Annotated in this window: 24 protein-coding genes and 2 pseudogenes; 9 read left to right on the top strand and 17 right to left on the bottom strand. The window is 43.7% G+C overall.

The annotated features are described in order from the left end of the window. Positions 1 to 76: 76 nt before the first annotated feature. The 8 genes from ccpC to fadH all read right to left on the bottom strand — a co-directional run bounded on the left by ccpC (position 77) and on the right by fadH (position 6,130). Positions 77 to 958 (bottom strand): transcriptional regulator CcpC, encoded by an 882-nt coding sequence (gene ccpC, locus BR62_RS0114835; protein WP_007409619.1) that lies wholly within the window; start codon positions 956 to 958, stop codon positions 77 to 79. Between the two features lie 140 nt (positions 959 to 1,098). After that, positions 1,099 to 1,542: a cyclic-di-AMP-binding protein CbpB gene (gene cbpB / locus BR62_RS0114830; protein ID WP_003154608.1), complete on the bottom strand. Its 444-nt coding sequence runs from the start codon at positions 1,540 to 1,542 to the stop codon at positions 1,099 to 1,101. A gap of 143 nt (positions 1,543 to 1,685) precedes the next feature. Further along, complete coding sequence (gene abbA, locus BR62_RS0114825; protein WP_007409618.1) at positions 1,686 to 1,877, bottom strand: antirepressor AbbA; 192 nt, start codon at positions 1,875 to 1,877, stop codon at positions 1,686 to 1,688. Between the two features lie 140 nt (positions 1,878 to 2,017). Beyond that, the gene (locus BR62_RS0114820; RefSeq protein ID WP_007409617.1) at positions 2,018 to 2,536 is read right to left on the bottom strand and encodes a ribonuclease H-like YkuK family protein; all 519 of its coding nucleotides are present in this window, start codon (positions 2,534 to 2,536) and stop codon (positions 2,018 to 2,020) included. Positions 2,537 to 2,658: 122 nt separating this feature from the next. Continuing rightward, the gene (locus BR62_RS0114815) at positions 2,659 to 2,898 is read right to left on the bottom strand and encodes a YkuJ family protein (RefSeq protein ID WP_003154613.1); all 240 of its coding nucleotides are present in this window, start codon (positions 2,896 to 2,898) and stop codon (positions 2,659 to 2,661) included. Positions 2,899 to 3,342: 444 nt separating this feature from the next. Continuing rightward, complete coding sequence (locus BR62_RS0114810; RefSeq protein ID WP_007409615.1) at positions 3,343 to 4,563, bottom strand: EAL domain-containing protein; 1,221 nt, start codon at positions 4,561 to 4,563, stop codon at positions 3,343 to 3,345. Between the two features lie 141 nt (positions 4,564 to 4,704). After that, a complete protein-coding gene (locus BR62_RS0114805) occupies positions 4,705 to 5,253 on the bottom strand; it encodes a hypothetical protein (RefSeq protein ID WP_007409614.1) in 549 nt (182 codons plus the stop codon). A gap of 112 nt (positions 5,254 to 5,365) precedes the next feature. Next, entirely contained in the window at positions 5,366 to 6,130 is a 765-nt protein-coding gene (fadH, locus tag BR62_RS0114800; RefSeq protein WP_015417368.1) for a 2,4-dienoyl-CoA reductase, read from the bottom strand. 144 nt (positions 6,131 to 6,274) lie between these two features. Here fadH and BR62_RS0114795 point away from each other — a divergent pair, with 144 nt between their 5' ends. The 4 genes from BR62_RS0114795 to BR62_RS0114780 all read left to right on the top strand — a co-directional run bounded on the left by BR62_RS0114795 (position 6,275) and on the right by BR62_RS0114780 (position 9,662). Next, positions 6,275 to 7,138: a metallophosphoesterase gene (locus tag BR62_RS0114795; protein WP_032871355.1), complete on the top strand. Its 864-nt coding sequence runs from the start codon at positions 6,275 to 6,277 to the stop codon at positions 7,136 to 7,138. Between the two features lie 74 nt (positions 7,139 to 7,212). Further along, positions 7,213 to 7,707 (top strand): L,D-transpeptidase family protein, encoded by a 495-nt coding sequence (locus BR62_RS0114790; RefSeq protein WP_088462390.1) that lies wholly within the window; start codon positions 7,213 to 7,215, stop codon positions 7,705 to 7,707. A 75-nt stretch (positions 7,708 to 7,782) separates the two neighbouring features. Then, a complete protein-coding gene (locus BR62_RS0114785; RefSeq protein WP_032871353.1) occupies positions 7,783 to 9,075 on the top strand; it encodes an MFS transporter in 1,293 nt (430 codons plus the stop codon). 122 nt (positions 9,076 to 9,197) lie between these two features. Next, positions 9,198 to 9,662, top strand: a complete 465-nt coding sequence (locus BR62_RS0114780) for a YkyB family protein (RefSeq protein ID WP_003154622.1) — start codon at positions 9,198 to 9,200, stop codon at positions 9,660 to 9,662. A gap of 43 nt (positions 9,663 to 9,705) precedes the next feature. Here BR62_RS0114780 and cheV read toward each other — a convergent pair whose 3' ends face one another. Further along, positions 9,706 to 10,617 (bottom strand): chemotaxis protein CheV, encoded by a 912-nt coding sequence (gene cheV / locus BR62_RS0114775; protein ID WP_007409609.1) that lies wholly within the window; start codon positions 10,615 to 10,617, stop codon positions 9,706 to 9,708. Positions 10,618 to 10,805: 188 nt separating this feature from the next. On the opposite strand from cheV, the gene BR62_RS19765 reads away from it, so the two are divergent. Continuing rightward, a complete protein-coding gene (locus tag BR62_RS19765) occupies positions 10,806 to 10,967 on the top strand; it encodes a hypothetical protein (RefSeq protein ID WP_007409608.1) in 162 nt (53 codons plus the stop codon). Positions 10,968 to 11,167: 200 nt separating this feature from the next. After that, positions 11,168 to 12,381 (top strand): annotated as a pseudogene (locus tag BR62_RS0114770) (aminotransferase A). On the opposite strand, the gene BR62_RS0114765 reads toward BR62_RS0114770, so the two are convergent. Together BR62_RS0114765 and BR62_RS0114760 are read right to left on the bottom strand one after the other, a co-directional pair. Then, entirely contained in the window at positions 12,362 to 14,182 is a 1,821-nt protein-coding gene (locus BR62_RS0114765) for a PAS domain-containing protein (protein WP_021493759.1), read from the bottom strand. The pseudogene BR62_RS0114770 and the gene BR62_RS0114765 overlap by 20 nt on opposite strands. Before the next feature lie 176 nt (positions 14,183 to 14,358). Then, complete coding sequence (locus BR62_RS0114760) at positions 14,359 to 16,491, bottom strand: peptidoglycan D,D-transpeptidase FtsI family protein (protein ID WP_032871350.1); 2,133 nt, start codon at positions 16,489 to 16,491, stop codon at positions 14,359 to 14,361. Positions 16,492 to 16,828: 337 nt separating this feature from the next. Here BR62_RS0114760 and BR62_RS0114755 point away from each other — a divergent pair, with 337 nt between their 5' ends. From BR62_RS0114755 to BR62_RS0114745, 3 genes and pseudogenes are all read left to right on the top strand, one after another. Next, positions 16,829 to 17,605, top strand: a complete 777-nt coding sequence (locus tag BR62_RS0114755; RefSeq protein WP_032871348.1) for a CAP domain-containing protein — start codon at positions 16,829 to 16,831, stop codon at positions 17,603 to 17,605. Between the two features lie 5 nt (positions 17,606 to 17,610). Next, positions 17,611 to 17,736 (top strand): annotated as a pseudogene (locus BR62_RS19310) (P-II family nitrogen regulator); the annotation flags it as partial. A 217-nt stretch (positions 17,737 to 17,953) separates the two neighbouring features. Further along, on the top strand, positions 17,954 to 18,349 hold the full coding sequence (locus tag BR62_RS0114745; RefSeq protein WP_032871346.1) for a hypothetical protein: 396 nt from the start codon (positions 17,954 to 17,956) through the stop codon (positions 18,347 to 18,349). Between the two features lie 566 nt (positions 18,350 to 18,915). Here BR62_RS0114745 and BR62_RS0114740 read toward each other — a convergent pair. From BR62_RS0114740 to BR62_RS0114715, 6 genes are all read right to left on the bottom strand, one after another. Then, entirely contained in the window at positions 18,916 to 19,782 is an 867-nt protein-coding gene (locus BR62_RS0114740; RefSeq protein WP_003154640.1) for an NAD(P)-dependent oxidoreductase, read from the bottom strand. Positions 19,783 to 19,863: 81 nt separating this feature from the next. After that, positions 19,864 to 21,831 (bottom strand): methyl-accepting chemotaxis protein, encoded by a 1,968-nt coding sequence (locus tag BR62_RS0114735; RefSeq protein WP_032871345.1) that lies wholly within the window; start codon positions 21,829 to 21,831, stop codon positions 19,864 to 19,866. 126 nt (positions 21,832 to 21,957) lie between these two features. Further along, positions 21,958 to 22,986, bottom strand: coding sequence for a spore photoproduct lyase (gene splB, locus BR62_RS0114730; RefSeq protein WP_032871343.1), 1,029 nt, complete (start codon positions 22,984 to 22,986; stop codon positions 21,958 to 21,960). Between the two features lie 84 nt (positions 22,987 to 23,070). Then, positions 23,071 to 23,310: a splAB operon transcriptional regulator SplA gene (locus BR62_RS0114725; RefSeq protein WP_003154646.1), complete on the bottom strand. Its 240-nt coding sequence runs from the start codon at positions 23,308 to 23,310 to the stop codon at positions 23,071 to 23,073. A gap of 87 nt (positions 23,311 to 23,397) precedes the next feature. Then, complete coding sequence (gene ptsP, locus BR62_RS0114720; protein ID WP_032871341.1) at positions 23,398 to 25,113, bottom strand: phosphoenolpyruvate--protein phosphotransferase; 1,716 nt, start codon at positions 25,111 to 25,113, stop codon at positions 23,398 to 23,400. Further along, complete coding sequence (locus BR62_RS0114715; protein ID WP_003154654.1) at positions 25,113 to 25,379, bottom strand: phosphocarrier protein HPr; 267 nt, start codon at positions 25,377 to 25,379, stop codon at positions 25,113 to 25,115. The genes ptsP and BR62_RS0114715 overlap by 1 nt, the downstream gene beginning before the upstream one ends. Between the last annotated feature and the right edge of the window lie 76 nt (positions 25,380 to 25,455).

The following is a 25,455-nucleotide window of genomic DNA, read 5'->3' as shown; positions in this document are numbered from 1 at the left end:
ATATATAACACTTTAAATGATAATGATTTTCATTGTCAATAAAAAATAAAAAAAAGACAGCATGATTGCTGTCTTTCTAAAATGGGCGTTCCTGCTTCAGCATATCTTTAATGACAGAAACAAAAGCCTGCACTTGTTTTAATTCAAATGCCGGCTCATATCCGAGCAGCCATGTGTCACGGCCGATCGGATGGTCCTTTGTATCAAGCAGGGGCATTTTATTTACTTTATCTTCCTCTTCTAATGTGACTGACGGCAGAATGGCATAACCGATCCCGTGCAGCGCCATCTGCTTGCACGTTTCAATCTGATCGACAAGGATGGTCTGTTTCGGCGAGGTTTTGAATTTTTGATGCCACCAATGCTGAATTTCCTGAAAATATGTACTGTCACTTTTGAATTGGATGAACGGCCGGTCGGTATGGGCAATATCATCAATACAGGAAATTTCCGTATCGACCAAATATAAATGATCGGTCATTAAATAATCTTTCCGGCCTTTCCATTCCGGATTTCCCCGGATAATGCCGATATGTACCTGATCTTCATACAGACTTTTCAGCATTTCGCTGCTCCACCCTGTAATGAGAGAGACCTTTGCATTCGGATATCGTTCCACATATGTTTTTAACACTTTCGGAAGCCAGTGCTGCCCGATAATCGAAGCGACGGCAAGCTTTAGTGTGCCGTGAATCTCACCCTCAAGTTCATCAATGTTTTCTCTGATTCTTTCTTGCCGATCCGTGACGTCATTTGCAAATTGTATGATTTTTTCTCCTGCCGGCGTTACCGTAAGTCCTTTTTGAGATCTTAGAAAGATCTTTGTTCCCCAGGCTTTTTCAATGGTCTGCAATCGCTGGGACAGAGCCGGCTGTGACACAAATAACCGTTCGGCAGCCTTCCTCATGTTTAATTCCTCAGCTAAAATTACGAGCATATGAAGCTCTTGAAGCTGCATGTCGTCCTCCTTTTCAATGCCTTTTCGTATTTCTTATCTACCATTCTAATAAAATAAAGGCTGCCGAGGCAAGCGCCACTCATATGTATGCGTTTTCTTTTTCTGGCATGCAAAAGAACAAATAGGCTGATCGTGCGAGCCTACTTATTCAATGATCTGATATGACTGCTCAACTGCTTTAATACGACTCTTCTCGTGAAAATGCCTTCAAAGACGCCTTCATCATTTTCAACGCAGACAAAGCCGTTGTTAATGACCATGCTGAACCCTTTGATAATCGGATCATTGATGTGGAGACGGGGAATGTCTTTCAGCATGACTTCCTCAACCGTAATTTGATCCAGCTTCTCAAACTCGATCCGTTCAAGTCCGAAAATGCTGTTCATAATCATATTTGTCCCGATCAAACCGTGCAGACGGTACGAAGCGTCGAGGACGGGAATGGCGGTATAGCCGGTTTTCGTCAGCACTAAAAGAGCATGTTCAAGGTTGTTTCCGACTTGAACGTGCGCCACTTTATCCGCCTCGATCATAAATTGTCCGACTGTTGCATCAAGAAGCTGATCTGATTGTAAGCTAATCATGTCACTTCGACCCCTTTACATTTTTCATCAAAGCATGTATTCCCTATATTGCAATAATATAAACATTATCATTTTTTGTCGAAAAGTTTCCGTCAATAAAAAAGATACTCTTTGCAATCGAGTATCAATTTATAGGCCGCTGATTAATTTTCATTCCGAAAACGGTCATAGAGCGTTACGAGTTTTTTATAAGTGGTTCCATCAACGCTTTTTGACCCTGCTTCTATATCGTTGATTTCGCTGGTCAAAAGCTCAATGGCATATTCTTGATTGATCAGGATATTCAGCAGAAGTTTCTGTTCTTCTTCCGTAAATCGTTCACCGATAAGACTCATACGTAATCAGGCCCCCTATTTTTAACTGAATACCTCTGAAAGCAATGTGAAATTTGCTTTCAGCTCTACCGCTAGAATAAGTAAACAGAAAAAAATCGTCAACCGCATAATTCGACATTTTGCGGATTCTGTATGAAATATTATTTTGTGTAACGATTGGCATAACTGAATGCTGTGCAGGAATCGGGCTTGATTTTCGCTTCAATGCCCATCGAGGTAATGCGGCCGGTCATTTCTTGTATCAATTCTTTTGTCAGTCCTTTTTGACCGATATCCAGATGCACTTCAAATGAAAGATCCGCCCCTTCATCCGTAAAAGGCAAGAGCAAATCTGTCAGTTCCATAAGACGGCCGTCGAGGATATGCGCAGCCATCTCCTGGCTGAACGCGGTTTCCAGCGAAATTTTTTCGCGAAGGCTATGTATCGGTCTTGCAAGATCGTGATTTTTCAAACAGCCCCAAGCTCCCTTGCCTGTACGGTGCAAGTGTATAGCCGTAATAAACTTTGTGAAGTCGCGGTAAACTTGTGAATCAGTCCCTACAGACAGCACGTATGCTGAACGGGGGTCTTTATTGACAAAGCGTTTCAGCCGCTCCGTCACGTCTTGAAAGGTCATCTGTGCCTCAGAAAGATTATAAAACAGAAAAGAATCAGCCATGTACGGACACTCCTCTTTCCAGAGTCTACAACCAAACGAACAAGCACGTTCCTTTGCATAATTTAATAAAGCTCCGCTTGCGGAAGACCGGAAGCTTGGTCAGCCTGAAAAATCAAATCAAATTACTGAAGGAGCTCAAAAATTTCAATAGAAATCATGTCAATGTTATCAAACGGATATGTGTTAGGTTTTTCACCTTTTTGGAAAACCGTCAGTTCAAACGTTTGATTTTTTTCGAAATATTTAACACTGCAAATTTTTTCGCCGTTAACTTCAAAATAACGCTGCATCGGCTCGTTAGCCGCTTCCGCTGTTTCTTGCAGACTTTGCAGCCGCGTGATGATACCCATTAATTGTGACATTCTAAAAAAAGACTCCTTTCAAAAAACAACTTCAAATCAACAAGTATTTATTATAATACAAGTTCTACAGAGCATCATACCATAAAGTAGACCGGGATGGCATTTTCCCGCTGGATTTTCAAAAAGAAATAAACGGGAAAAACCGTGTTTTCGAATAGTTTGAAGCTTTTTTCGGAATGTCATACACCTTTCAAAAATAATTTTTCGCTTTTTGAGCCGCCATTATCAGATGTATGTAAGGAGAAGCCCTTTTATGAGGAGACAGCATAAAAAAACTTGGCGGGGGTAGCGCCAAGTTTTTTCGGATCTTGATCTGATAGAGGGGTTGGGGAACAGAGAGTAACTTCTCTCTATAACTAAATGATAATGATTATCAGTATCATTGTCAATCGTTTTTTAAAACTTTTTTCAAATGAACAAAAAAAGCGGCATACAGCAGCCGCTTTAAAGTAACCCGTCCTGTTCATATAAATAAGAGTAAGGCAGATCGATAAATAAATACATATTGTCATCCATCGGGTATGAAAAGGTTCTGATCATCTCACCTGTCTCAATATCACTGTACAGGTCACTGAAAAAACCTTTTCTTGAATTCCGCATCTTCATGATGTTTTCTAAAAAGTACGGACGCCAGCTCCAGTTTTTCTCCATGTATTCAGGCTGATAAAGCCATTCGCCGGACTGCTTGAACACATTTCCCGTCAGCTGATAGCCTTCTTCATCACACATATAAATTCTGAAACAGCAGTCCGTCAGGTTTTCCGCCAGTTTTTTAATAAACTCATCGTCCGCCTGATGGGTTTTCTTCAGTTCGGAAACTGCCTGATTGACCCGCTTATAAAAATTCTCAGAGTGTTCATATACCGTTTCCAGCTTCTTTTTTTCTCTCGTGATAAATTGCTGAAACTCCGTTTTCAAGCGTGCTTTTAACAGGCTCCGGTCTATAAAATCCCCGCTCGGCGCCTGCAGATAATAGCCTTGAAAAAATCGGCCTCCGTTTCTCCATGCGTACTGGAGCTGGAAATCAGCTTCTATATCTTCATACAGCAGCGCGGCGCCGATTTTTCTCGCCAGCAATGAAATGCTGTACAGCACATGCTCATATGATGGTGACGGCTGAGATACCTTCAGCGCCTGCAAATCTATTTTCAGAAGGTCCGGTGAAAGGAGCGCGATTCTGTCCAGGTTGCTGCTCTCCTTACCTATATTGTCCACCGCGATTTTAATGCCGTATGTACGATAGTAGGCAAGCATATGGTACAGCTGTTCAATGTCGCCTTCGAAATTGTGCTCGGTGATCTCAAGCACAATACGGTTCAATTCAATGCCCTGCTCTTCGTATTCTTTCAAAAGCTCAAGAAAGCTTTCGCCGTGGTCAAGCATCAATACATTCGCATCCTGATTGATAAAAATCAACAGATCACGGTCAGCTTCTTTAAACCGCTCCAGCGCCTGCCTGATGACTCTGTCATCGACCTCAAGCTTATATTCTTCCGGAATGCCGGAATCTAAGAAAAACGGCCCGAGGCTCTCAATCTCCGCATCTGCCAAAATCCGCCCAAGCACTTCGTAGCCTACGACTCTTTGTTCCTCAGCGTTAAAAATCGCTTGGTAATACGGAATGACATCATCAATATTCGTCAGTATATCAAGTGGGTCCAACATGTTATCACCTGCTTCTCTATCTTTGTCTGATTATACACAATTATATCAGCACCACAAATGTTTAGATTAGGGGAAAAGGAGGCAGTATGGCCGCAGCTTAAAATAAAAGGGGGACATTTTTAAGATCACTCTTCAGACCGGTTAATTAAGGACGTTATTCATTTGTTTCACAATCACAAATAAAAGGATAAATATAAGAGCATTATAACCGGCAGCTGTCCAAAAATAATGGCTCCAATCAGTGCTGTTAAATATCCAATCATCATCATGTTTCAACTGAAAGAAAGTTCCTTTTTTATCTAAAGTGCCAAATGTAAGAGTTGTTAACCCGCCAACACTCTCGGAAACGTCAACTCCATACATTGAACCGGCAGTATCAGTATGATTTATTGGCATATACGTGTAATCAGATAAAATTGTTTCCGCCAGCTTGGCTGGCAGAGACACATATAATACAGCCGATGTATCGCCTCCGAGCCCACTCAAATACTCCCTGGCTTTAATAAATTTCGTTTCATCAGGAAAATCGATGTGATATAGCTTTTCAAATCTGATTATTTCATCAGATGTAAGATTGGTATTTTGATAATACTCCGGAGTAAAAGCACAAATAATAAAGTACCAAATATTAAAGATGATAACGAAACTGCTTACAAATAGTACAACGAACCATTTTAATAATTTCTTCAATTAATCGCCCCTTAATCTTTCAAAATTATATCATAATTTTGAATAGAAAATAAAACAAGCGACGGCGGCTTTAACGTTCGCTTGTTTTGCAAAATAATCAATATATGAAAAATTAAAACGGATAAGGATTCAGCCATTGCCCCCCGTCCATTGTGATACAATCCCCGTTTATATAGGACGCTTCATCAGATAGCAAAAACGCTGCCAACGCGGCGATTTCTTCCGGTGTGCCCAGCCGGCCGAGCGGCACACTGTTCATCGTGCGGGACACCGCTTTTTCCGATTCAAACAGCTTCTCCGCACCGCCTGTCCGTTCAATCGGGCCGGGGGCTATCGCGTTTGTGCGGATGCCGTATTTGCTCCCCCATTCAACGGCCAGCGTTCTTGTCAGTGACAATACCCCCGCTTTGGCTGCAGCGGAATGAACGACACCCGCTCCCGCTCCCCATGCGTATGTAGCGGCCATATTTAAGATGACGCCCTTCTGCTCCTGCTCGATCCAATGCCTTGCCGCTGCTTGGCTGCAGAAAAATGTGCCGTTTAAAACAATCTCAATAACAGCTTTCCATCCATTGGGCGTCAGCTTCTCTGCCGGGCAAATAAAGTTGCCGGCCGCATTGTTAATCAGCGCATCAAGCCGGCCAAAGACTTTTTTCGCTTCTGAAATCATGTCTGAAGCGGCGGAATCAGAACGGACATCCATTTGAAAACAGGCGACCTGCCCCTCAAAGGTCTCAATTTCTTTTTTTGTTTCCTCAAGTGCTTCATGGTTCCTCCCTGTCACCATGACGTGCCATCCTAATTCAGCCTGTTTTTTCGCCATTGCTTTTCCCATGCCGCTTGATCCGCCTGTAATGATTACCGCTTTCTTATCCATAACAAACCCACCCCTTTTTATTGAATGAATAATCATTCATAATTTTATCACAGATGTCTATCCGCGTCATTACATGCTGAGAAGGGATTTTTCAGCCAAGCTGATGATATAATAGAACAACTCTGACAAAGGTTGGTTTTACATATGGAGAAAATGACCAGAAGAACATTTTTAAAAAGAGGATTCGGCATTTTGGGTGCAGCTCTCGCAATGGCTTGCGGAGGTTACGGCTATGCCCGGTATATTGAACCGCGCATGATTGAGATCACCCGGCATACAATCACCAGCCGCCTGATCCCCCGCGGCTTTGACAATTTTAAAATCGTTCAATTCAGCGATACACATCTCAGTGATGTGTTTACATCCGGTGACTTGAATAAAGCAGCGGAAAAGATCAATCAGCTGAAACCCGATCTGCTCATCTTTACAGGAGATTTAATTGATAAGCCGCATTTATTTAATGATCACCAGCATGCACTCGCCGTGCTGCAAAATCTTGAAGCTCCCTTCGGCAAACTTTGTGTTTACGGAAACCATGACCACGGAGGCTACGGTACGAACACGTACAAGGCTCTGATGGAAGCGGCTGATTTTCAAGTGCTTCGAAACGGCTACCGTCAGGTGCAGCTGACAGACGGAAGCCGGATTGAATTCGCGTTTTTGGATGATGTAATGCTCGGAAAACCCGATTATGAAGGCACCCTGTCACGCCTTTCCGAAGATGCGTTTTCCATTTTAATCGTCCACGAGCCTGATGCCGCTCTCAAGACAGGCGGATATCCCGTAAACCTCCAGCTGTCGGGACACACTCACGGCGGCCAGGTCCAGCTCCCGTTTTTCGGCCCTCTCATTACGCCTCCTTACGGAAAAACGTATACCGACGGCATGTATACACTGCATGACACAGCCGTTTACGTCAATCGCGGGCTCGGTACGACAAGACTGCCGTATCGATTTTTAGCCAGACCGGAAATCACGCTGTTCACATTGAAAACCGAGCAAAAATAAGACTTTTATCCTGATGCACAGACACCCCCTCCGTAATATGTATATGAAAAAGAGCAAAAAGGAGGGTGATGAAACTGCTGACATATCAAGTGAAACAAGGAGAAACCATCTCAAGCATTGCGCAAGACTTCAGAATAAGCACTGCTGCTCTCCTTCAGGCAAATCCCTCAATCCAATCGGTCATATACGCGGGACAGCATATTATCATACCGAATCTTCCCGACCCATCCACCATTCCCTACTCCATCATCGTGTATATCGGAGCGAAGAAACTGGAGTTATACCGCCTTGGCAGGCTCATCCGTACGTATCCCATCGCAGTCGGAAAAATATTGACGACCACGCCGACCGGAGAATTTTACATCGTGAACCGCCAGCCTAAGCCCGGCGGCCCGTTCGGCGCTTATTGGCTCAGCCTCTCTAAAATTCATTACGGCATTCACGGAACAAATAATCCTTCCTCCATCGGCAAAGCGGTATCAAAAGGATGCATCCGGATGTATAATCAGGACGTCACTGAACTTGCCGCTACCGTTCCTAATGGAACAAGGGTGACTATTATAAGATAGAAAGATCTTATTTGTTAATGGAACGAGCTGATGATAATATATTACAGTGGGACCTTTAGGGTAAGGAGCGTGTTTATGGATATATTTAAAAATCGCAATTTTGTCCGTCTCTTTTTCGCAGCACTCGCTTCTCAAATGGGAACGACTGTAGGTAATATGGCTTTCGCTTTTTACTTGCTGGACCATTTTTCAAACCAGCCGGCATACACGACTTTGGCTGAGCTGATGTATTCACTGCCGACAGTTTTCGTATTTCTGATTGTCGGTGTCGCAGCTGACCGGCTTGATAGGAAAAAGGTCGCAGAGAATTGTGACTGGATCAGAGCCGGACTGACGATCGTATTGTTTGCCGCATTATACACCGGGAGCATCCCTCTCGTGTTCTGTATTTTGTTCATCAGAAGCGCCGTGACCAAGTTCTTTTTCCCGGCGGAAGCCAGCCTTGTACAAGCTATTCTGCCTAAGGAGCATTACGCGAAAGCGGCGGGACTTAACCAGATCCTGTTCAGCATCTTCATGGTATTCGGCGTAGGTATAGGCGCGTTTATGTATAAAACGATCGGTATTCACGGAGCCATCATCCTTGATTTTGTCAGCTTTATTGTATCAGGCTTTCTGATCCGCGCGTGCCGCATTCCGAAAGAAGCCCGTCAGCCGAACGGCCCTTTTAAATGGGGAGATTCGTTTCTGAAAGACTCGGTCGCTGATTTTAAGGAAGGGATCGTATATATTGTTAAAAACAAATTGCTTGCTTCCCTTATTTTCGGCTTTTTTATCTTTGGTTTTGTCAACGGCGGCTTTGCCGTACTGCCGATGTTTACGATGAAATACGGACTTGCGCCTGATCATTACGAATCACATACTTCCATCTTCACCGTCGCACTCGGCTTCGGCCTGCTTGCAGGAAGTGTGATCGGAACGATGATCGCAAAAAAAGTCAAACCGCATCATTTGATGTCGATTCCTATTTTGGCAGCCGGACTGCTCATTTTTGTCCTCGGCTATACGGATAAGCTGTGGATTTATTATGCGGCGGCTTTCGTCCTCGGCATGTGCATCGGCCCTGTCAATATCGCCATCGGCGGCTGGATGCCGAAAATCGTTCATCCGAAAATAATGGGCCGGGTCAGCGGCTGGCAGGATCCTTTTATGATGTTTGCCCAATCGATTACACTCGGACTGGTTGCCCTGTTGTTTCCGAAATTCGTTACCAATATTGATTACCTTTATTACGGCATGGGAATCGTGATTTTAGCGGTATTTGTGTTCTATTTTATCGCTCTTCCGAAATACAGCGCCGAGGCAGCAGAGATCGATGTGCAGCAATCATTAAAGGCTGATTCTGAAAAACATGCGAATCCTGTCTAATAAAGGAAAAAAATGCGCCCTTTTCATCAGAAAAAGGCGTATTTTTATAATCAATATTTGCATTTCAACGCTAAAAAAGTATAATCTATATATGAACTTGATCAATGCAAAGGAGAGAAATAATGGACGACCACGCTTATTCGAAAGAGCTGCAGCCAACCATCGAGAATCTTTCAAAAGCTGTTTATACTGTGAACCGCCATGCAAAAACCGCCCCCAACCCTAAATACCTTTATCTGCTGAAAAAACGGGCATTACAAAAGCTTGTGAAAGAAGGCAAAGGGAAAAAAATAGGGCTTCACTTTTCAAATAATCCCAGGTTTAGCCAACAGCAGTCAGACGTACTTATCTCTATCGGAGACTACTATTTTCACATGCCTCCAACAAAAGAAGACTTCCAGCATCTTCCGCATTTAGGTACGTTAAATCAATCGTACCGCAATCCTAAAGCACAAATGTCTTTGACAAAAGCGAAAAACGTATTGCAAAAATATGTGGGCTTAAAGGAAAAACCGCTTGCCGCCAACAGGCAGCAGCCCGCTTATCATAAACCCGTATTTAAAAAACTTGGTGAGAGTTATTTTTAATTCCGCCGCAAAAAAAGCCGATGCGTCATGCATCGGCTTTTTTCTATTCAATCACGTACGTATCCACTTTTTTAATGAGCTCGCTGATTTCAGGCTTGCTGATCTGTTCATCCGCTCCGACGACTTCGCCCCGGTGGCGCAGGTCGTCCGTAATCAGGGACGAGAAAATCATAATCGGCACATCAGAGCTTTGCGGGTTATCCTTAAGGAGCTTTGTCAAACGATGCCCGTCCATTTTCGGCATCTCAATGTCACTGATAATCATATCAATATGGTCTGACAGGTTTGCTCCGTTATCCGTCAGTTCCACGACGTAATCATACGCTTCTTTTCCATTTTCAAACGTAACGATTTCACTGTATCCCGCCTCAGTCAGCTCATCCGTCAAAAGACGCATCAGAAGCGGCGAATCTTCAACGATGATCAGTTTTTTACCCGCCCGTCTTTCATCAAATCCTTCCTGATGGACATGATAAGTCTCAACTCCGGATGCCGATTCAATATCATAAATGATCTTTTCATAATCAGGCAGAAAGATCATCGTGTCTTCCAGTTTGATGATTCCCGTTAAATGCCGCTCCATGCCCTGGTTCAGGGAAGTCGGCTTTTCAATCGCCTCCCAGGACACCCTGTGGATTTGTGAAACGGAACCGACGTGAAAGACGATTTTCCGCTTGTTGAATTCCGTTACGATATATTTATCGTCTTTTGCTCCTTCGGCATCAACGCCGAAAAAGGTATACAGACTGATGACGGGAAGAATTTCGCCTCTCAGCTTAATCATCCCTTCTACGTCTTTATGAGACTGAGGCACAGATGTGACATCTACCGGCTGAATGATTTCCCGGACTTTCATCACATTTATGCCAAATGTATTGACACCTACTTCAAATTTGACGATTTCTAATTCGTTTGTGCCTGAATCCAATAAAATATCGTATTGTTGTAAAGACAATTCAATCCCTCGCTATCCGCATTCAGTATTGTACTGTATATATCGGCTGGAAACGGAAAAAGTGAATGTATTCGGGCCAACTGGCCATGAACTCTTTATAAAAAGATGCTTTTTTCTGATATCCCATTGACTTTTTGACATCGAGTGGTAAAATAGTCAAGGATTTTTCAGGAAGAAGGGTGTAATAAATGGGTACAGTAGTCATATTCGACCAAGATCAAATGACGGTGTTAGAAGATATCAGCAAAACGGCTTACCTGCAAATGAAAAAAGAGGCGAAAGAGCGTCCCGACAAGCCCGCTCCATACATCTTATGGCGGGAAGACGTCAGCTTTGAATACGGGTATTAATGACATTCGCCACATATCACAATAGATAGATCATGATACAATGAAGACAATCATTTCAGCTGGTTGTCTTATTTTTTTCTGAAAGAAGGTATGTTTTCACATATCGGACATATACTCGGGATAGTTCAATAAAAAGATGACAAATGCTCAGCTAGTGGTAAAATAGGAGAAACTCAATATATAGTATAAGGTGATGAATTATGGAACATTTGCTTAATCCGAATGTAAAAGAAATTGAAATTTCAGGAATTCGCAAATTCTCAAATCTTGTAGCTCAGCACGACAATGTCATTTCGCTTACGATCGGCCAGCCGGATTTCTTCACGCCGCACCATGTCAAAGCGGCTGCCAAAAAGGCAATCGACGAGAACGCAACGGCATATACTCCGAATGCGGGCGGCCTTGAGCTGAGACAGGCCGTACAGCTTTATATGAAGAAAAAAGCTGATTTGAATTATGAAGCTGAAACTGAAATCATCGTCACAACCGGGGCAAGCCAAGCGATTGACGCGTCTTTGCGGACGATTTTATCTCCGGGCGATGAAGTTATTCTCCCCGGACCGATATATCCGGGCTACGAACCGATCATCCGCATGTCGGGCGCCGTTCCGGTCCATGTGGATACGACGACACACGGATTTAAGCTGACGGCGCGGCTCATTGAAGAATCGCTGACACCAAAAACAAAATGCGTCATTCTTCCTTATCCGTCAAACCCGACCGGAGTGACATTGTCTGAGGAAGAGCTGCAAAACATCGCAGCCGTCCTGAAGGGCAGAAATGTTTTTGTCCTGTCTGATGAGATTTACAGCGAATTAACCTATGACAGACCGCATTATTCGATCGCGTCTTATTTGAGAGACCAGACGATCGTCATCAACGGCCTGTCAAAATCACACAGCATGACGGGCTGGAGAATCGGTTTCATTTTCGCACCGAAAGAAATTGCCAAGCACATCTTAAAAGTTCACCAATACAGTGTGACATGCGCGTCTTCAATCTCTCAGAAAGCGGCTCTTGAAGCGGTGACAAACGGTGTTGATGATGCGCTTATTATGAGAGAACAGTATAAAAAGCGGCTTGACTATGTATATGACCGTCTTGTTTCAATGGGGCTTGACGTCGTAAAGCCGTCAGGCGCATTTTATATCTTCCCTTCCATTAAGTCATTCGGAATGTCATCATTTGATTTTAGTATGGCTCTTTTAGAGGATGCAGGTGTGGCTCTTGTGCCCGGCAGCTCGTTTTCAAAGTTGGGTGAAGGGTATGTGAGGCTGTCATTCGCATATTCACTGGATACATTGAGAGAAGGCTTGGACCGGCTGGAAGCATTTATTTTAAAAACGAGAGAATCCATGCAGACTATTTAAACAACGGCATAACGCCGTTGTTTTTTATTGTTTCGGGAATGTAATATGAAAGGCCGTGCCTCTATCCGGTTTGCTGTCTACTTGGATAGCTCCCTGGTGGTTTTTAATAAGGTTGAATGTGACCATCAGCCCCAGGCCGGTTCCTTTTTCTTTCGTTGTCAAAAACGGTTCGCCTATTCGTTTCAGCACGTTTTCCGGTATCCCGTCACCCTCGTCTTTCACCGTCACATTAACGGAATACTCATCTTCTGTCATAAGAATGTGAACCGTTCCCCCATCCGGCATCGACTCAACGGCATTTTTAATCAGATTGATAAACACCTGTTTCAGCTGATTTTGATCACCGTTAATATACATGCTGTCATGTTCGTAATCCGTTTTGATAAAAATCCCTTTAAGATTTGCCTGCGTCTCTAAAAGAGCGGTCACTTCACTTATAATTTTCTTTAAGTTTACACGCTCTTTCACGGCGTTTTGCTGAGGTTTGGCAAGCATTAAAAGCTCACTTAAAATTAATTCGATTCTGCTCAGTTCAGAAAACACAATTTCAAAGTAATGTTCGTTTTCCTCCATCGTCGGCTTCATGAGCTGTAAAAATCCTTTGATCGCCGTCAGCGGATTGCGGATTTCGTGAGCGATCCCCGCCGCCAGCTGCCCTGCGATAGACAGCTTTTCCGACTTCAGCATTAATTCCTCCGTCTGCTTCCGCTCAGAAATGTCACGCAGAATGACCTGCACGGCCGTTTCTCCGAAAAACGTCGTCGGAATGCAGACCATTTCCGTGTAGATCAGCCGGTTTTTAAAAGTAAACCACGATTGTTTAATGATTTCTGACTCGGTCTTTCGGTTGATAATATTTTGGATCCGCTGTTTCACGCCGTCATGATCACAGGGATGAAGCTGATCATAGACGTTTTTCCCGATTAAATCTTCATATGTTTCAGCCTCAAACAGCGAAATGCCCGACTCATTCATGAATACCCATTTATCATTGTGAATCACAGCGATCGTATCAATTGAATTCTGAATGAGGAGCTGATAACGCTCTCTGCTTTTTTGCAGGATCGTTTGGAATTTTTTCCGTGAAGAAATATCAATCAGAAGCAGCAATTCCGCCCGCTGATTTTTATATGTCGTCGGTGCCGCCTTTACTTCTAAATGAACGGGTGTGCCGTCGAGCCTTCTCCACGTCTGTTCGATCATTCCGACTTCCATTCCTTTTTGCATCCGCACAATTCGGTTTTTCACAATGTCGTGGTACTCTTCTTCAATAAACTCATAAGAGCGCCTGCCGATTACCTCGTCTTTGCTTTCGGCTCCCAGCATGGCAAGCATCGCGTTGTTGGCGTAGGCGATTGTGCCGTTGATGCTGACATATAAAGGATTCGGCAGCATTTCGACAAGACGCTCGAATTCGCCGTTTCCAGCCGCATCTTCCGACTGTTGTTCTGCCTTTTGCTTCTTTTGTTCATACATATAAGGCCGGCGGGGCGTCTTCTCCTCAAGCACCTTGATTTTGAGGATGATTTCCCGATCCGTCCCCTCCATTTGCGGTGTGACAATTTCCACACCCGCTTCAAGCCATACGATGGTATGATCTTTTTTAATAAGACGAAAGGTGCAAGGCATCAAATGATGCTCATTATAGAAGTAACTTTCAACCAAAAATTGATCTTCTTCATGCAGGAACGTTTTGAGAAATGACCCAATCATCTCTTCCTGAGAATAACTGAAGTACGATTTGCAGTTTGCAGAAATATACATAATACGCCCGTTAGACGTCAAAACGGCATGAAGATCGGTTTTCGATTGAAACTGTTTGACATGCTGAGTATCCTGTTCCACAGAATCCCTCCTTTGCATTATACTCGCACTGCAGGCTGGACACGGACTGATATAAAAAGAAATTCCACTAGATTGATTCGCTAAAAAATGAGCATTCTCCTTCTATTCTTATTGTGAACGTCAATTTTCCTGAATGACAGAAAGGGCGCACGAGATGTTCGGCCGCCCTTTCATTGTTATTTTTTATTGTATTTCTTTTCAAGCTCTTTGTAAGCGTCAACTGCTCCCTTGGCAATGTTTTTACTGATATGATCTTTATCATCTCGAACAGACGGAACGACGACGCTGAATGCCACTCGTGGATGTTCTGACGGATAATAACCGACAAAGGTCAGGTTATACGTCTCTTGCCCCCACCAGTTTTTGTTCGTGCCGTAATAGTGCGTCTGCGCGGTTCCCGTTTTTCCGGAAACATCAGCGCCGGAACCTTGGAATGTTGAATAAGCCGTTCCTTGGGGTGAGCTTGTGACCAACTTCATTCCTTTATGAACTTGGTCAAAATCGCTCGGGCTGTTATTTACTTTGTTCAAAATTTTACTATCTCGCTGTTCAATCGCTTTTCCAATCTTGTTTTTGCTGTCCGGTTCATGAATGCTTGTGACGATCCGCGGCTGGACGCGATACCCGCCGTTTGCGATGGCTGAAATATATTGAGCCATTTGAAGCGGCGTGTACGTATCAAACTGTCCGATCGCAAAGTCAAGCAGCAATCCCCCGACCATTTGCGGATTTGACTGCATGCCCGCTGATTCCTGTGGAAGATCAATCCCGGTCTTCACACCCAAGCCAAATTGGGCGTAATAGTTGCGCATTTTCTTAATATCGTCTAATCCGGCCGGCAGCATGCCGTGCGGAACGTAGGTAATGCCCGCGATATGCATGGCCACATGAAACATATATATGTTTGAACTTCTTTGCAGCGCGGTCAGCTCAGTAATGGTCCCCATTTGTGTCCACGAGTGCTTTTCCGTTCCGTCTTTAAACTTAAGCGGTGCATCGACAAACGTTTTATAATGCGGGAGGCCGCTTTGGTAACCCGCGAGAACAGTCGCTCCTTTAACAGAAGAGCCCATCTCATATTGGGTCGTAAATGCTCCGATCGCAAAATCCTGTGTTTTATTCGTTTCGAGATCAATGCGTTTCCCCGCCATTGAGAGAATATCCCCGTTGTTCGGATCCATCATGACGGCAAATCCTCTGTCAACCATATAGTTGCCTGCAGCGCGGCTTCTTCTCAGCTCTTTTTCAATGACTTTTTCGACTTTCGACTGTAATTCCATATCGAGCGAGAGCTGAAGATCGTAGCCTCTGCTGCCTTCATCGACGGGCTTTTGGCTGACGACTTCACCTTTGCTGTTTTCCACATACTCTACTTTTTCTTTATGTGCGTTTAAATAGTCTTCATACTGATATTCAATGTAGCTTTTACCCACCCGGTCATTCAGTGAGTAGCCTCTTGTGACATAATAATCTTTCCGTTCGCCCAACAATCCCTGTTCCGGTGTCGTCACACCGCCGAACAGAGAGTACAGCGTTTTATCGTACGGATATTTCCGCGTCCAGTCATTGATCACGTCAATGCCGGGGAGCTCTTTCAGGTGCTCGGATACCACGGAAACTTCTTCATATGTCAGGTCGCTTTTTGGTTTTTGCTTGTTGTTTTCATGCTCGTCAAGCAGTGAACCGCTGTTTCCGTTTCCGTTCAGCTTATTCGGGTCCATTGATTTGACGACTTGCGGCTGATAGGCGTTGCCGCTTGAAAAACGCGTATAAATCGCCGCGATTTCCAGCTCTTTTTTATTTTTTTTGATCGCGTCAATCTCCTGCTTCGGAACGCGTTCAATCTGGCGTTTGTATACTTCTTGGGATTTCAGGCTGTTTTCTGAATCCTTCATAAGCTTTTCCGCCTTCTTCGGATGTGCGGCAAGCCAGTAATCAATGATATTTCGATCCTTCATAAATTCAGTATCAATATGAATCAGTGCGGCGAGATTTTTTGCCGTTTTCAATTTGTCCTTTGCCGAGGTTTTTGAGGTAGAAACGTATACAATTTCAGGCACAGCCTGGTTATCAACCGCCACTCTGTTCCGCTTGTCATACATCTTTCCCCGCGGTGTCGGATAATAGGCGGTTTTTGCATTTGCCTTCTCCGCATCCTGGCGGTGTTTATCCCCTTCGACAATCTGGACGATGCCGAGTTTAAAAATCAGTGCCGTAAAGAGAAGAAAAACAATCAAAAAATAGAGATTCATTCTCAGCGCTCTGTAACGTTTCGTTTTTTTCTTTGGTTCACGCGCGACTTCAGCCACTTTCTGTTACACCTCTCAAATCATTGAATATATTTACATAAACAGATTTTAATTGTAACATTTTTGTAAAAGTTGTTACAGCGAAAACGGGTAAAAAAAAACTGTCAAGATCAAATTATCTTAAAATATATCTAACACTTCAAATAATTTGAAGAGATGTAACGGATTTTAAAAAATAAATACAGATCGTTTTTCCTGATATAAAGCCATTTTTCTGTGCTCAATTACAATTATGACAAACGTTTGTTGTCAAAGGAAATGGCTGCCTGCATTATGACAAAAAAGCTGTGATAAGATTTTTCATGTAGAAAAAAACTTCTCTGGGAGGCTATTAACTATGAAAAAAGCATTTCTCTTATCTGCCGCCGCGGCAGTCAGTTTAATTACATTCGGAGGCATTCAGCAGGCATCTGCCAAAGAGCTGTCATGCCAGCACGTCGTTACCGTGAAAAAAGGAAACACTGTACAGCATCTGACTCTTCAAGAGGCTGTTGAAAAACTACATATGAAAACGAGCGTGAAAAAGCTGAACGTTAAAAATGAGAAAGAACTGAAACAGCAGCTGCAAAAACACGCAAAGAATTCTGATATGACAGTTAAAGACGTTCAAAAAGAAACACCGGCAAAAACGGCACCGGCAGCTGCCGAAAAACCGAAAGCCAATCAAAACCAGACGGCTGACAATGCAAAACAGACAGATAACACAAACAACAGCAGCGAGAAAACTCCTTCATCTGTCAGTGCGTACGAAAAGAAAGTCGTTGAATTGACAAACGCAGAGAGACAAAAGCAAGGCTTAAAACCTCTGCAGATTGATGATAAACTAAGCAAATCAGCTCACGCAAAATCACAAGATATGAAAGATCAAAACTATTTCGATCACCAAAGTCCTACTTACGGTTCACCTTTCGATATGATGAAGTCTTTCGGAATCACTTATAAAACTGCCGGTGAAAATATCGCCAAAGGACAGCCGACTCCTGAAGCTGTCGTTAAAGCTTGGATGAACAGTGAAGGCCACAGAAAGAACATCCTGAACCCCGAGTTCACTCAAATCGGTGTCGGTTATGTAGAATCAGGAAACATCTGGACACAGCAATTCATCGGAAAATAAACAAAAAAGTGGCTGAAACGGTGCAAAAAGTGCTCAAAACCCGTGAACCCGGTGACGGCAAAATCTTAATTTACGAAGTTCCCAATACAATCAGCATCCGTACGGGCGAAGAAGGGCCTGACACTTTATAAATTTATAAACATTTTAAGCTCCCGGCACATAAGTGCTGGGAGCTTTTTTGTAAAATCTTAAACGTGATGATTAAATTGGTTTTGTTAGCCTTTGCTTCTTTAGCAATACTTTATTTAATAAAAAGTAGAATTTACCTATTTTTTCTGTTGAATATTTTTTCAAAATTTAGTAATATATTGAATGGATTTCTAAATAAATGGAGAAAGGAAGTTTCAATTGAAAAAAATTGTAATGACACTATTCACAGTTGCTCTTTTGACATTCGGGGTTTTCTCAAACAGTTCAGAAGCGTTAGCCATGACTTCAAAAGGAGCAATTAAATTCCAAACAGATGCTAATACTTACTCAAAACACGCTACTTCTATTGTCGTAACAGGTACTGTGTCTACAAGATATGCTGAGGTAAACAGGGGTGTTACAGTTTTTCTTGTAAATAAAAAAGGAGATGTTGTCAAAGATATAGATGTTAATGGCCGTAACATTCGCAGTTTTAAAGTGAGCTTTTTGACAAAAAATATTCCAGCAGGCAAGTATGATGTGGTGGTAGCATTGCCTTGGGGAAATCAAACCCATAGAGGAGAACTGAAACACTATATTACTGTACAACATTAAAATTCATATTATTAACAAATGGGTTTAACGTTGATTTCATCTGGAATTCTCAAAAAACAGCATGTAATGATGAAATCTCTGAATCGAGGATGTTTTCGTAAATCTCTTGGATTTTTTACGATACATCCTCTTTTATTTTTCAGTTTTGCGAAGGCTAATCTGTAGAGTTTCAATTTCGGATGCCAAATTATTTGGTTTTAATTGCGGGAATACGAACTCGATTAATTGCTATGTACATTTGGGTTACTCGAATTCATAGTTGAATCAGTCATGATACATCCTACTTTTGGAAAGTTGTATTAATCCTAATCATTATTCGGAAATCCCCCTTTAGATTTATAATAGACAGTCTGCATCAAACAAACGAGGGGGATTTTCCAAATTATTCACAGTAGAGCATTATAAATGGATGCACGTTAATACATTATCCTGCCAAGTTCCTGTCTTCATTAAAGGCTCTAAGAATACAAGGTTTGCAGATCATTGTTTACAAAACACCATCAACAATACCGTAAAGCCATCGCTTCCTCAGCATCCATAAAATAGTCGCGTTCGGGCAATCTTTTTTATTTCACCCAAAGCTTATAAATACTTTGAGTTCCGCTGTTTTCTTCACCTTGCGCGGAAAGCTTGTCGTATAATGATTTGGCGAGCGCCAATCCGGGCATCTCTTCTCCCATGAGCTCCGCTTCTTCAAGGGCGATTCCCATGTCTTTAATAAAGTGTTTCACGTAGAATCCGGGCGCAAAATCGCCTTTCAGCATACGGGGAGCGAGATTTGACAGTGACCAGCTGCCAGCCGCTCCGGTTGTAATGCTTTTCAGCACTTGTTCCGGGTTCAGACCGGATTTTTCAGCGTAAGCCATCGCTTCAGCCACTCCGACCATTCCCGCTGCAATCGCGATCTGATTGCACATTTTCGTATGCTGGCCGCTGCCGGCCGGACCTTGATACTGAATGTTTTCCCCCATAACGGAGAAAAGCGGCAGGCATGCTTCAAATGCTTCTTTTTCTCCTCCGGCCATAATGGCAAGCGTTCCGTTCCTCGCGCCGATGTCTCCGCCGGAAACGGGTGCATCCAAGGCGTGAATGGACTTTTCTTTGGCTTTCTCCGCAATCTTTTTCGCCAGAGACGGTTTTGATGTCGTCATGTCAATGACAAACGCCCCTTCTTTTGCGTGCCGGAGAATGCCGTTTTCGCCGAGATAGATTTCCTCGACATCACTCGGATAGCCGACCATGGTAATAATAATGTCAGCTTTCTCTGAAAGGTCTTTGACCGTCTCCTGCCAGACCGCTCCCTTATTCAGAATCTCTTCCGCTTTTTGTTTCGTACGCGTGTAGACTAAAACAGGATAGCCCGCTTCTAAAATGTGCGATGCCATACTGTTTCCCATGACGCCCAAACCGATAAATCCGACCGTTTTGTTCACTGCGCTTTCCTCCCCTGATGCGATTCATAATATTATTCTTTCATGTCTATATTACCATATTATAGGCTGATAGAGACCGCATTACAAGGTGAATTTAGAAATGGCGCTGATCAGATCTTCGCTTGCGCTCTTTAACATATCAGTCGATTGCTTCACTTTTTCAAGCGTAACGAGCTGTTCATCAGTAGAAGCGTTCACTTCTTCCGCCGCTGCCGCAGATTCTTGAGAAATGGCGGAGATGCTTTGAATCGCTTCTTGAATCGCGGCTTGTTCTTCACTCATTTTTTGAATGTCATTGTAAATATGATCTATACCTTGAACGAGAGACTGCATTTCCGTCGTAATCAGATTGAGGACCTCACCCGTTTCATGAATGGCGCTGTTTTGTTCATCATTCATTCTGCTTGCCTCAATCATCGCGTGTGACGCTTCTTTTGTCTCTGATTGAATCAGACGGACCGTCTCACTGATATGGCCGGAAGAAAGAGCTGATTGTTCAGCAAGCTTGCGGACTTCTTCCGCGACGACGGCAAAGCCCCGGCCGCTTTCTCCCGCTCTTGCGGCTTCAATGCTCGCATTCAGCGCCAAGAGGTTCGTCTGGTCTGAAATGGCGGATATTGCCGTCACGACTTCTTCTATGTTTTTCGTTTGTTCTTCCAGGTCATTCAGCATTGCCTCTACTTTTTTCGTTTCTGAATTGGCTTCGTTTGACTTCATCAGCAGCTGCCCGAGCGCGTCCAGTCCTTTGTAGCTGGCATCCTCTGAAGATTTTGAGAGTTGTTTTATGCTGCCTGCGCGATCTGCGATTCCTTTTATTTTGACCGAGAGATTTTCTGATTTTTCATTGATCGTCTCAACCTCTGACGCTTGCTCTGTCGCTCCGGCGGCGACTTCCTCTATCGCTTTTGCGATTTGTCCGCTCGTTTCATTTGTTTCTTGTGAAATGACGGTTAGCTGGTCAGATGTATCAGACACATTTTCTGAGGAGGCCTTAACCTGTTCGACCATCTCTTTCATATTTTCAACCATTTGGTTAAAGTCTTTTGTTAACTCGCCTACTTCATCTTTTGATTTCGTCCGGGCGCGGACGGTTAAATCTCCCGCTGAGACCGAATTTGTTTTCGCGATCAGCTGCTGAATCGGCCCGGTTATCGTTTTTGCAAGGAAATAGCTGAGTCCGATCGTAATCACAAGGGCGATCATTGACATAAAAATGCTCACCGTGTTCATTTTGTCGGCTACTCCCATCAGCTGATCTTTTTCAAACTGCGTTCCGACTTTCCACCCTGTTTCTTTTACCGTTTGGTAGACGACCATGTTCCCCTGCAGCTCTTTGATGCCTTCTTTATCCGCAGTGATGTCTTTTAACGTCTGATCTTCCGAAATATTTTTTCCCTGTTTTTCCGGATGCGCCAGAAGAGAGCCGTTTTCATCCGCCAAAAACGCAAATCCTTTATACGGTACCTTTTGCTCGTTGACCATGCTCTGAATGGAGGACAGTTTCAGATCTAAGCTCGCCACTCCGACGACGGTTCCGCTGTTTTGAATGGCTTTTGACGCCGTCACGATCATGTCTCCCGTCACTGCATCTTTATAAGGGTCAGTCCAGACAACCTTATCGGGTTTTTCGGCCGCCATCTTATACCACGTTCTATTTGTCGGATCATAGTCTTTGGCAAAGTCGGCCTTTGGATATGTAAACATTTGTTTGTTTGCGGTTCCGACGTACGCAAGCGCGACATATTTGTCATTCTGTCCGATCTGTTTTAACTCATCGTTAAAAAGCCGCGCGGTTTCTTTGTTCCCATCTGATAAAAAAGACCGGGACAATTCACCGCCTGCTAATCTCATTAATACGGTCTCATCATTTTTCAGCTGAAGCTCAATGTTCTGACCGAGTGAATTGGTGACATTCTCTGTCGTACGTTTTGCTTCCTCCGTCATCATCGGCTTTAATGTCAAATATGAAGAAACCGTTAAAAAAACAACCGTTACGATAAGCATTGCCGATACAAACACAGCAATTTTGATGTGCATTTTTTTAAACATAACCATCCCCTCCTGAGAGTTATATCGGTCTTTCGGCCAAGAAAATGAATAAACCTTGAAATAAATATCAAAAATTTCCGCCATTTGGCGCAGCAAAAAAAGAGCCGTCGTACCGACAGCTCCGCCTTACGTAAAATATTCGATTTTCGCTTTCGGGAAATAGGTTTCGATATAAGATTCCAGTGTTTCCCTTAAAGCATGCTCTTCGTCTTTTTGGTATATATACTTGCCGATTCCGTAGCGACCCCATTTGTATCTGCGCTTTTCTTCATCAAGCTCAAGCTTTGTTTTCGGATAGTTCTTCTCAATCACCCGTTTGGCCGGTTTTGTAAAACGGTGCTGGATCAGTTCAAATGTGATGTCATGCCGAACGTCTTCATCAAGCGCCGCATCCAGTTTCTCAAACAGTTCCTTATAGCCTTCCTCCCAGCCATCGTGAATATAAATTGGCGCCACGATGAAACCGAGCGGATAGCCCGCTTTAGCGACTTTGACGGCGGCTTCTATCCGTTTGTCGAGCGGAGAAGTTCCCGGTTCAAAGTTTTTAATGACATAATCCGCATTGATGCTGAATCTGAACCTAGTCTTTCCGTTATGTTTTGCATCAAGCAAATGATCGACGTGGTGAAATTTAGTCACGAATCTGAGCTGTCCCAATTCGCTTTGTCCGAAATGTTCAATGGCTCTTTTTAATGTATGTGTCAGATGATCGATTCCTACGATATCAGACGTACAAGAGGCTTCAAATCTTGTAAATTCCGGCGCCCGTTCTTTCATATACTCATCAGCCTGATCCAGAATCTCTTCCACATTGACATATGTCCGGATGTAAGGCTTTGACCCCATCGTCGTCTGCAGGTAGCAATAGTGGCAATGCCCCATACAGCCCGTCGCAAATGGAATGGCATATTCGGCGGACGGCTTTGAAGAATCGAATTTCAGTGTTTTCCGGACGCCGATTACCAATGTTGATTTCGCGTTCCGGTATTGCTGCAAGTGATTTTTTCCCGGAATATTCCGGACTTGATTATGCGATGTCGTTTCTCTGATCTCAAGCCCCATGGTTTCAAACTTATTCTTCAGCTCTTGTCCTAACGGGTATTCGAGCGCTCTCGGTTCAATATAAACAAGCTGGGGCACAAACGGCTTCAGCATAGACAGACACTCCCTTTACATATTCTCATGTTGTTACTTTCCGTTTAAAAGAGAGTGAATATGCGTTGTAAACATTTCCTTTGATCAATGATACCGGTCTTCTTCAAAAAGCTCGCTGTAAAGTGCTTCCGCTTCCTCATATGTCGAAAAGACCGCGTCATCTTCGGCCAGCGGATGATAGGTTTCGTATAAAAACAGAGACAATTCTCCCTCATGATACGGGTGATGGACGATCTCCGCCTCTTTAATATGGGCAACATTGGCGGCATGCGGATTGCGGTAAATCACATAGACCGTATCCCCCGCTGCAAATGATTTTGTCATGATAATCCCTCCTGTTGAAAATTATTGTTCCCCTCTTTTTTCCGAATATGAAAAAAACCAGACGGCTTACACCGTCTGGCTTTTGTATTACTTATTGAATGTTTCTTTAACGAATGCGACAACCTCTTCTGTCGTGCTCATAGACAAGATTGTTTCTTTGAATGCTTCAGCTTCTTTTTTAGAAAGCTTGCTGATCTGCGTTCTTGCCGGAAGGATGGATGTAGCGCTCATCGAGAACTCATCTAAGCCTAAGCCGAGAAGAATCGGAATCGCAATTTCGTCTCCCGCCATTTCTCCGCACATGCCGACCCATTTGCCCTCTTTGTGAGCGGCTTCAATAACAAGGGTGATCAGACGGAGAATCGCCGGATTGTATGGCTGATACAGATAAGCTACGCGCTCGTTCATGCGGTCAGCAGCCATCGTGTATTGGATCAAGTCATTTGTTCCGATACTGAAGAAGTCAACTTCTGCGGCAAACTGATCTGCGATAACGGCTGTAGACGGAATCTCTACCATCATACCGACTTCAATATCGTCAGAAACCGCTACGCCGGCTTCGACGAGTTTTTCTTTTTCTTCGAGAAGAATCGCTTTCGCCTGTTTAAACTCGTTTACTGTCGCAATCATCGGGAACATGATTTTTAAGTTTCCGTATGTACTTGCACGAAGCAGCGCACGAAGCTGAGTTCTGAAGATTTCTTGCTCTTCAAGGCAAAGGCGGATGGCTCTGTAGCCTAAGAACGGGTTCATTTCTTTAGGGAGCTGCAGGTAAGGAAGCTCTTTGTCGCCGCCGATATCCAATGTCCGCACGACAACTGATTTTCCTTCCATACGCTCAAGAACCGTTTTATAAGCGTCAAACTGCTCGTCTTCTGTCGGAAGCTGGTCGCGTCCCATGTAAAGGAATTCCGTACGGTAAAGCCCTACAGCTTCTCCTCCGTTTTCAAGAACGCCTTTTACATCGTCAGGTGTGCCGATATTTGCGGCAAGCTCTACATGATGGCCGTCTTTAGAAACAGTCGGTTCATTGACGAGCTTCGCCCACTCAGCTTTTTGCGCCAGGTAAGCACTGTGCTTTTCTTCATATTTCTGTAACGTTTCACTGGAAGGATCGATGATCACATCACCATCGATGCCGTCTACGATTACCGTAACACCGTTTTCAATTGTCCCTGTAGCCGCTTTTGTGCCGACGACAGCCGGAATTTCAAGCGAACGGGCCATGATCGCGGAGTGTGAAGTGCGTCCGCCGATATCAGTTGTAAAACCTTTTACAAACTGGCGGTTTAATTGCGCCGTATCAGACGGTGTCAAATCTTCAGCCACGATAACAACCTCTTCTGAGATCATGCTCGGGTTCGGAATTTCCACGCCCAGCAGGTGCCCCGTCACACGTTTTGTTACGTCACGGATATCCGCCGCACGCTCTTTCATGTATTCGTTATCCATTGATTCAAACATAGTAACGAACATGGAAGCTGTTTCTTTCAAAGCGAATTCAGCATTGACTGAATCTGTGCTGATTTTCTCCTTTACCGGGTTCAACAGCTCAGGATCACTCAGAACTAAAAGGTGCGCGGAGAAAATGTCAGCTTTGTCTTGTCCCAGTTCTTTTAAAGCATGCTCTTTAATTTTTTCAAGCTCTTCTTTAGAACGTACAATCGCTTCATCAAAACGGCTTACTTCAGCCGCAGCATCAGCAATGTTTTTCTTTTCAACCGTTAAGTCCGGCTCTTCAAGCCGGTATGCTTTCGCAATCGCAATTCCGGCTGAAGCGCCTATTCCTTTTAATTCTTGCATTACTCGCCGAGTCCTTCGCTTTTCATTGTTTCTTCTAAAGCGTTAAGAGCATCGTTTTCGTCAGCGCCTGAAGCGGAAATTGTGATTTCAGCGCCTTTAGCGATACCTAGAGACATAACGCCCATGATTGACTTAAGGTTTACTGTTTTGCCGTTATATTCTAAGTTTACGTCAGCATCGTATTTGCTTGCAGTCTGTACAAGAACTGTCGCAGGACGAGCGTGGATTCCGGAATCTGCTGTTACTTTAAATGTTTTTTGTGCCATGATTATCATTCTCCTTTAAATTAAAGCTATTTTACTACACAATATTATATCATACAGCCGTACTTGTCATCTGACA

The organism is Bacillus sp. UNC69MF, from assembly GCF_000746035.1.
In the GTDB taxonomy this organism is placed as follows: Bacteria; Bacillota; Bacilli; order Bacillales; family Bacillaceae; genus Bacillus; species Bacillus velezensis.
This window is presented reverse-complemented; position numbering and strand designations above follow the sequence as displayed.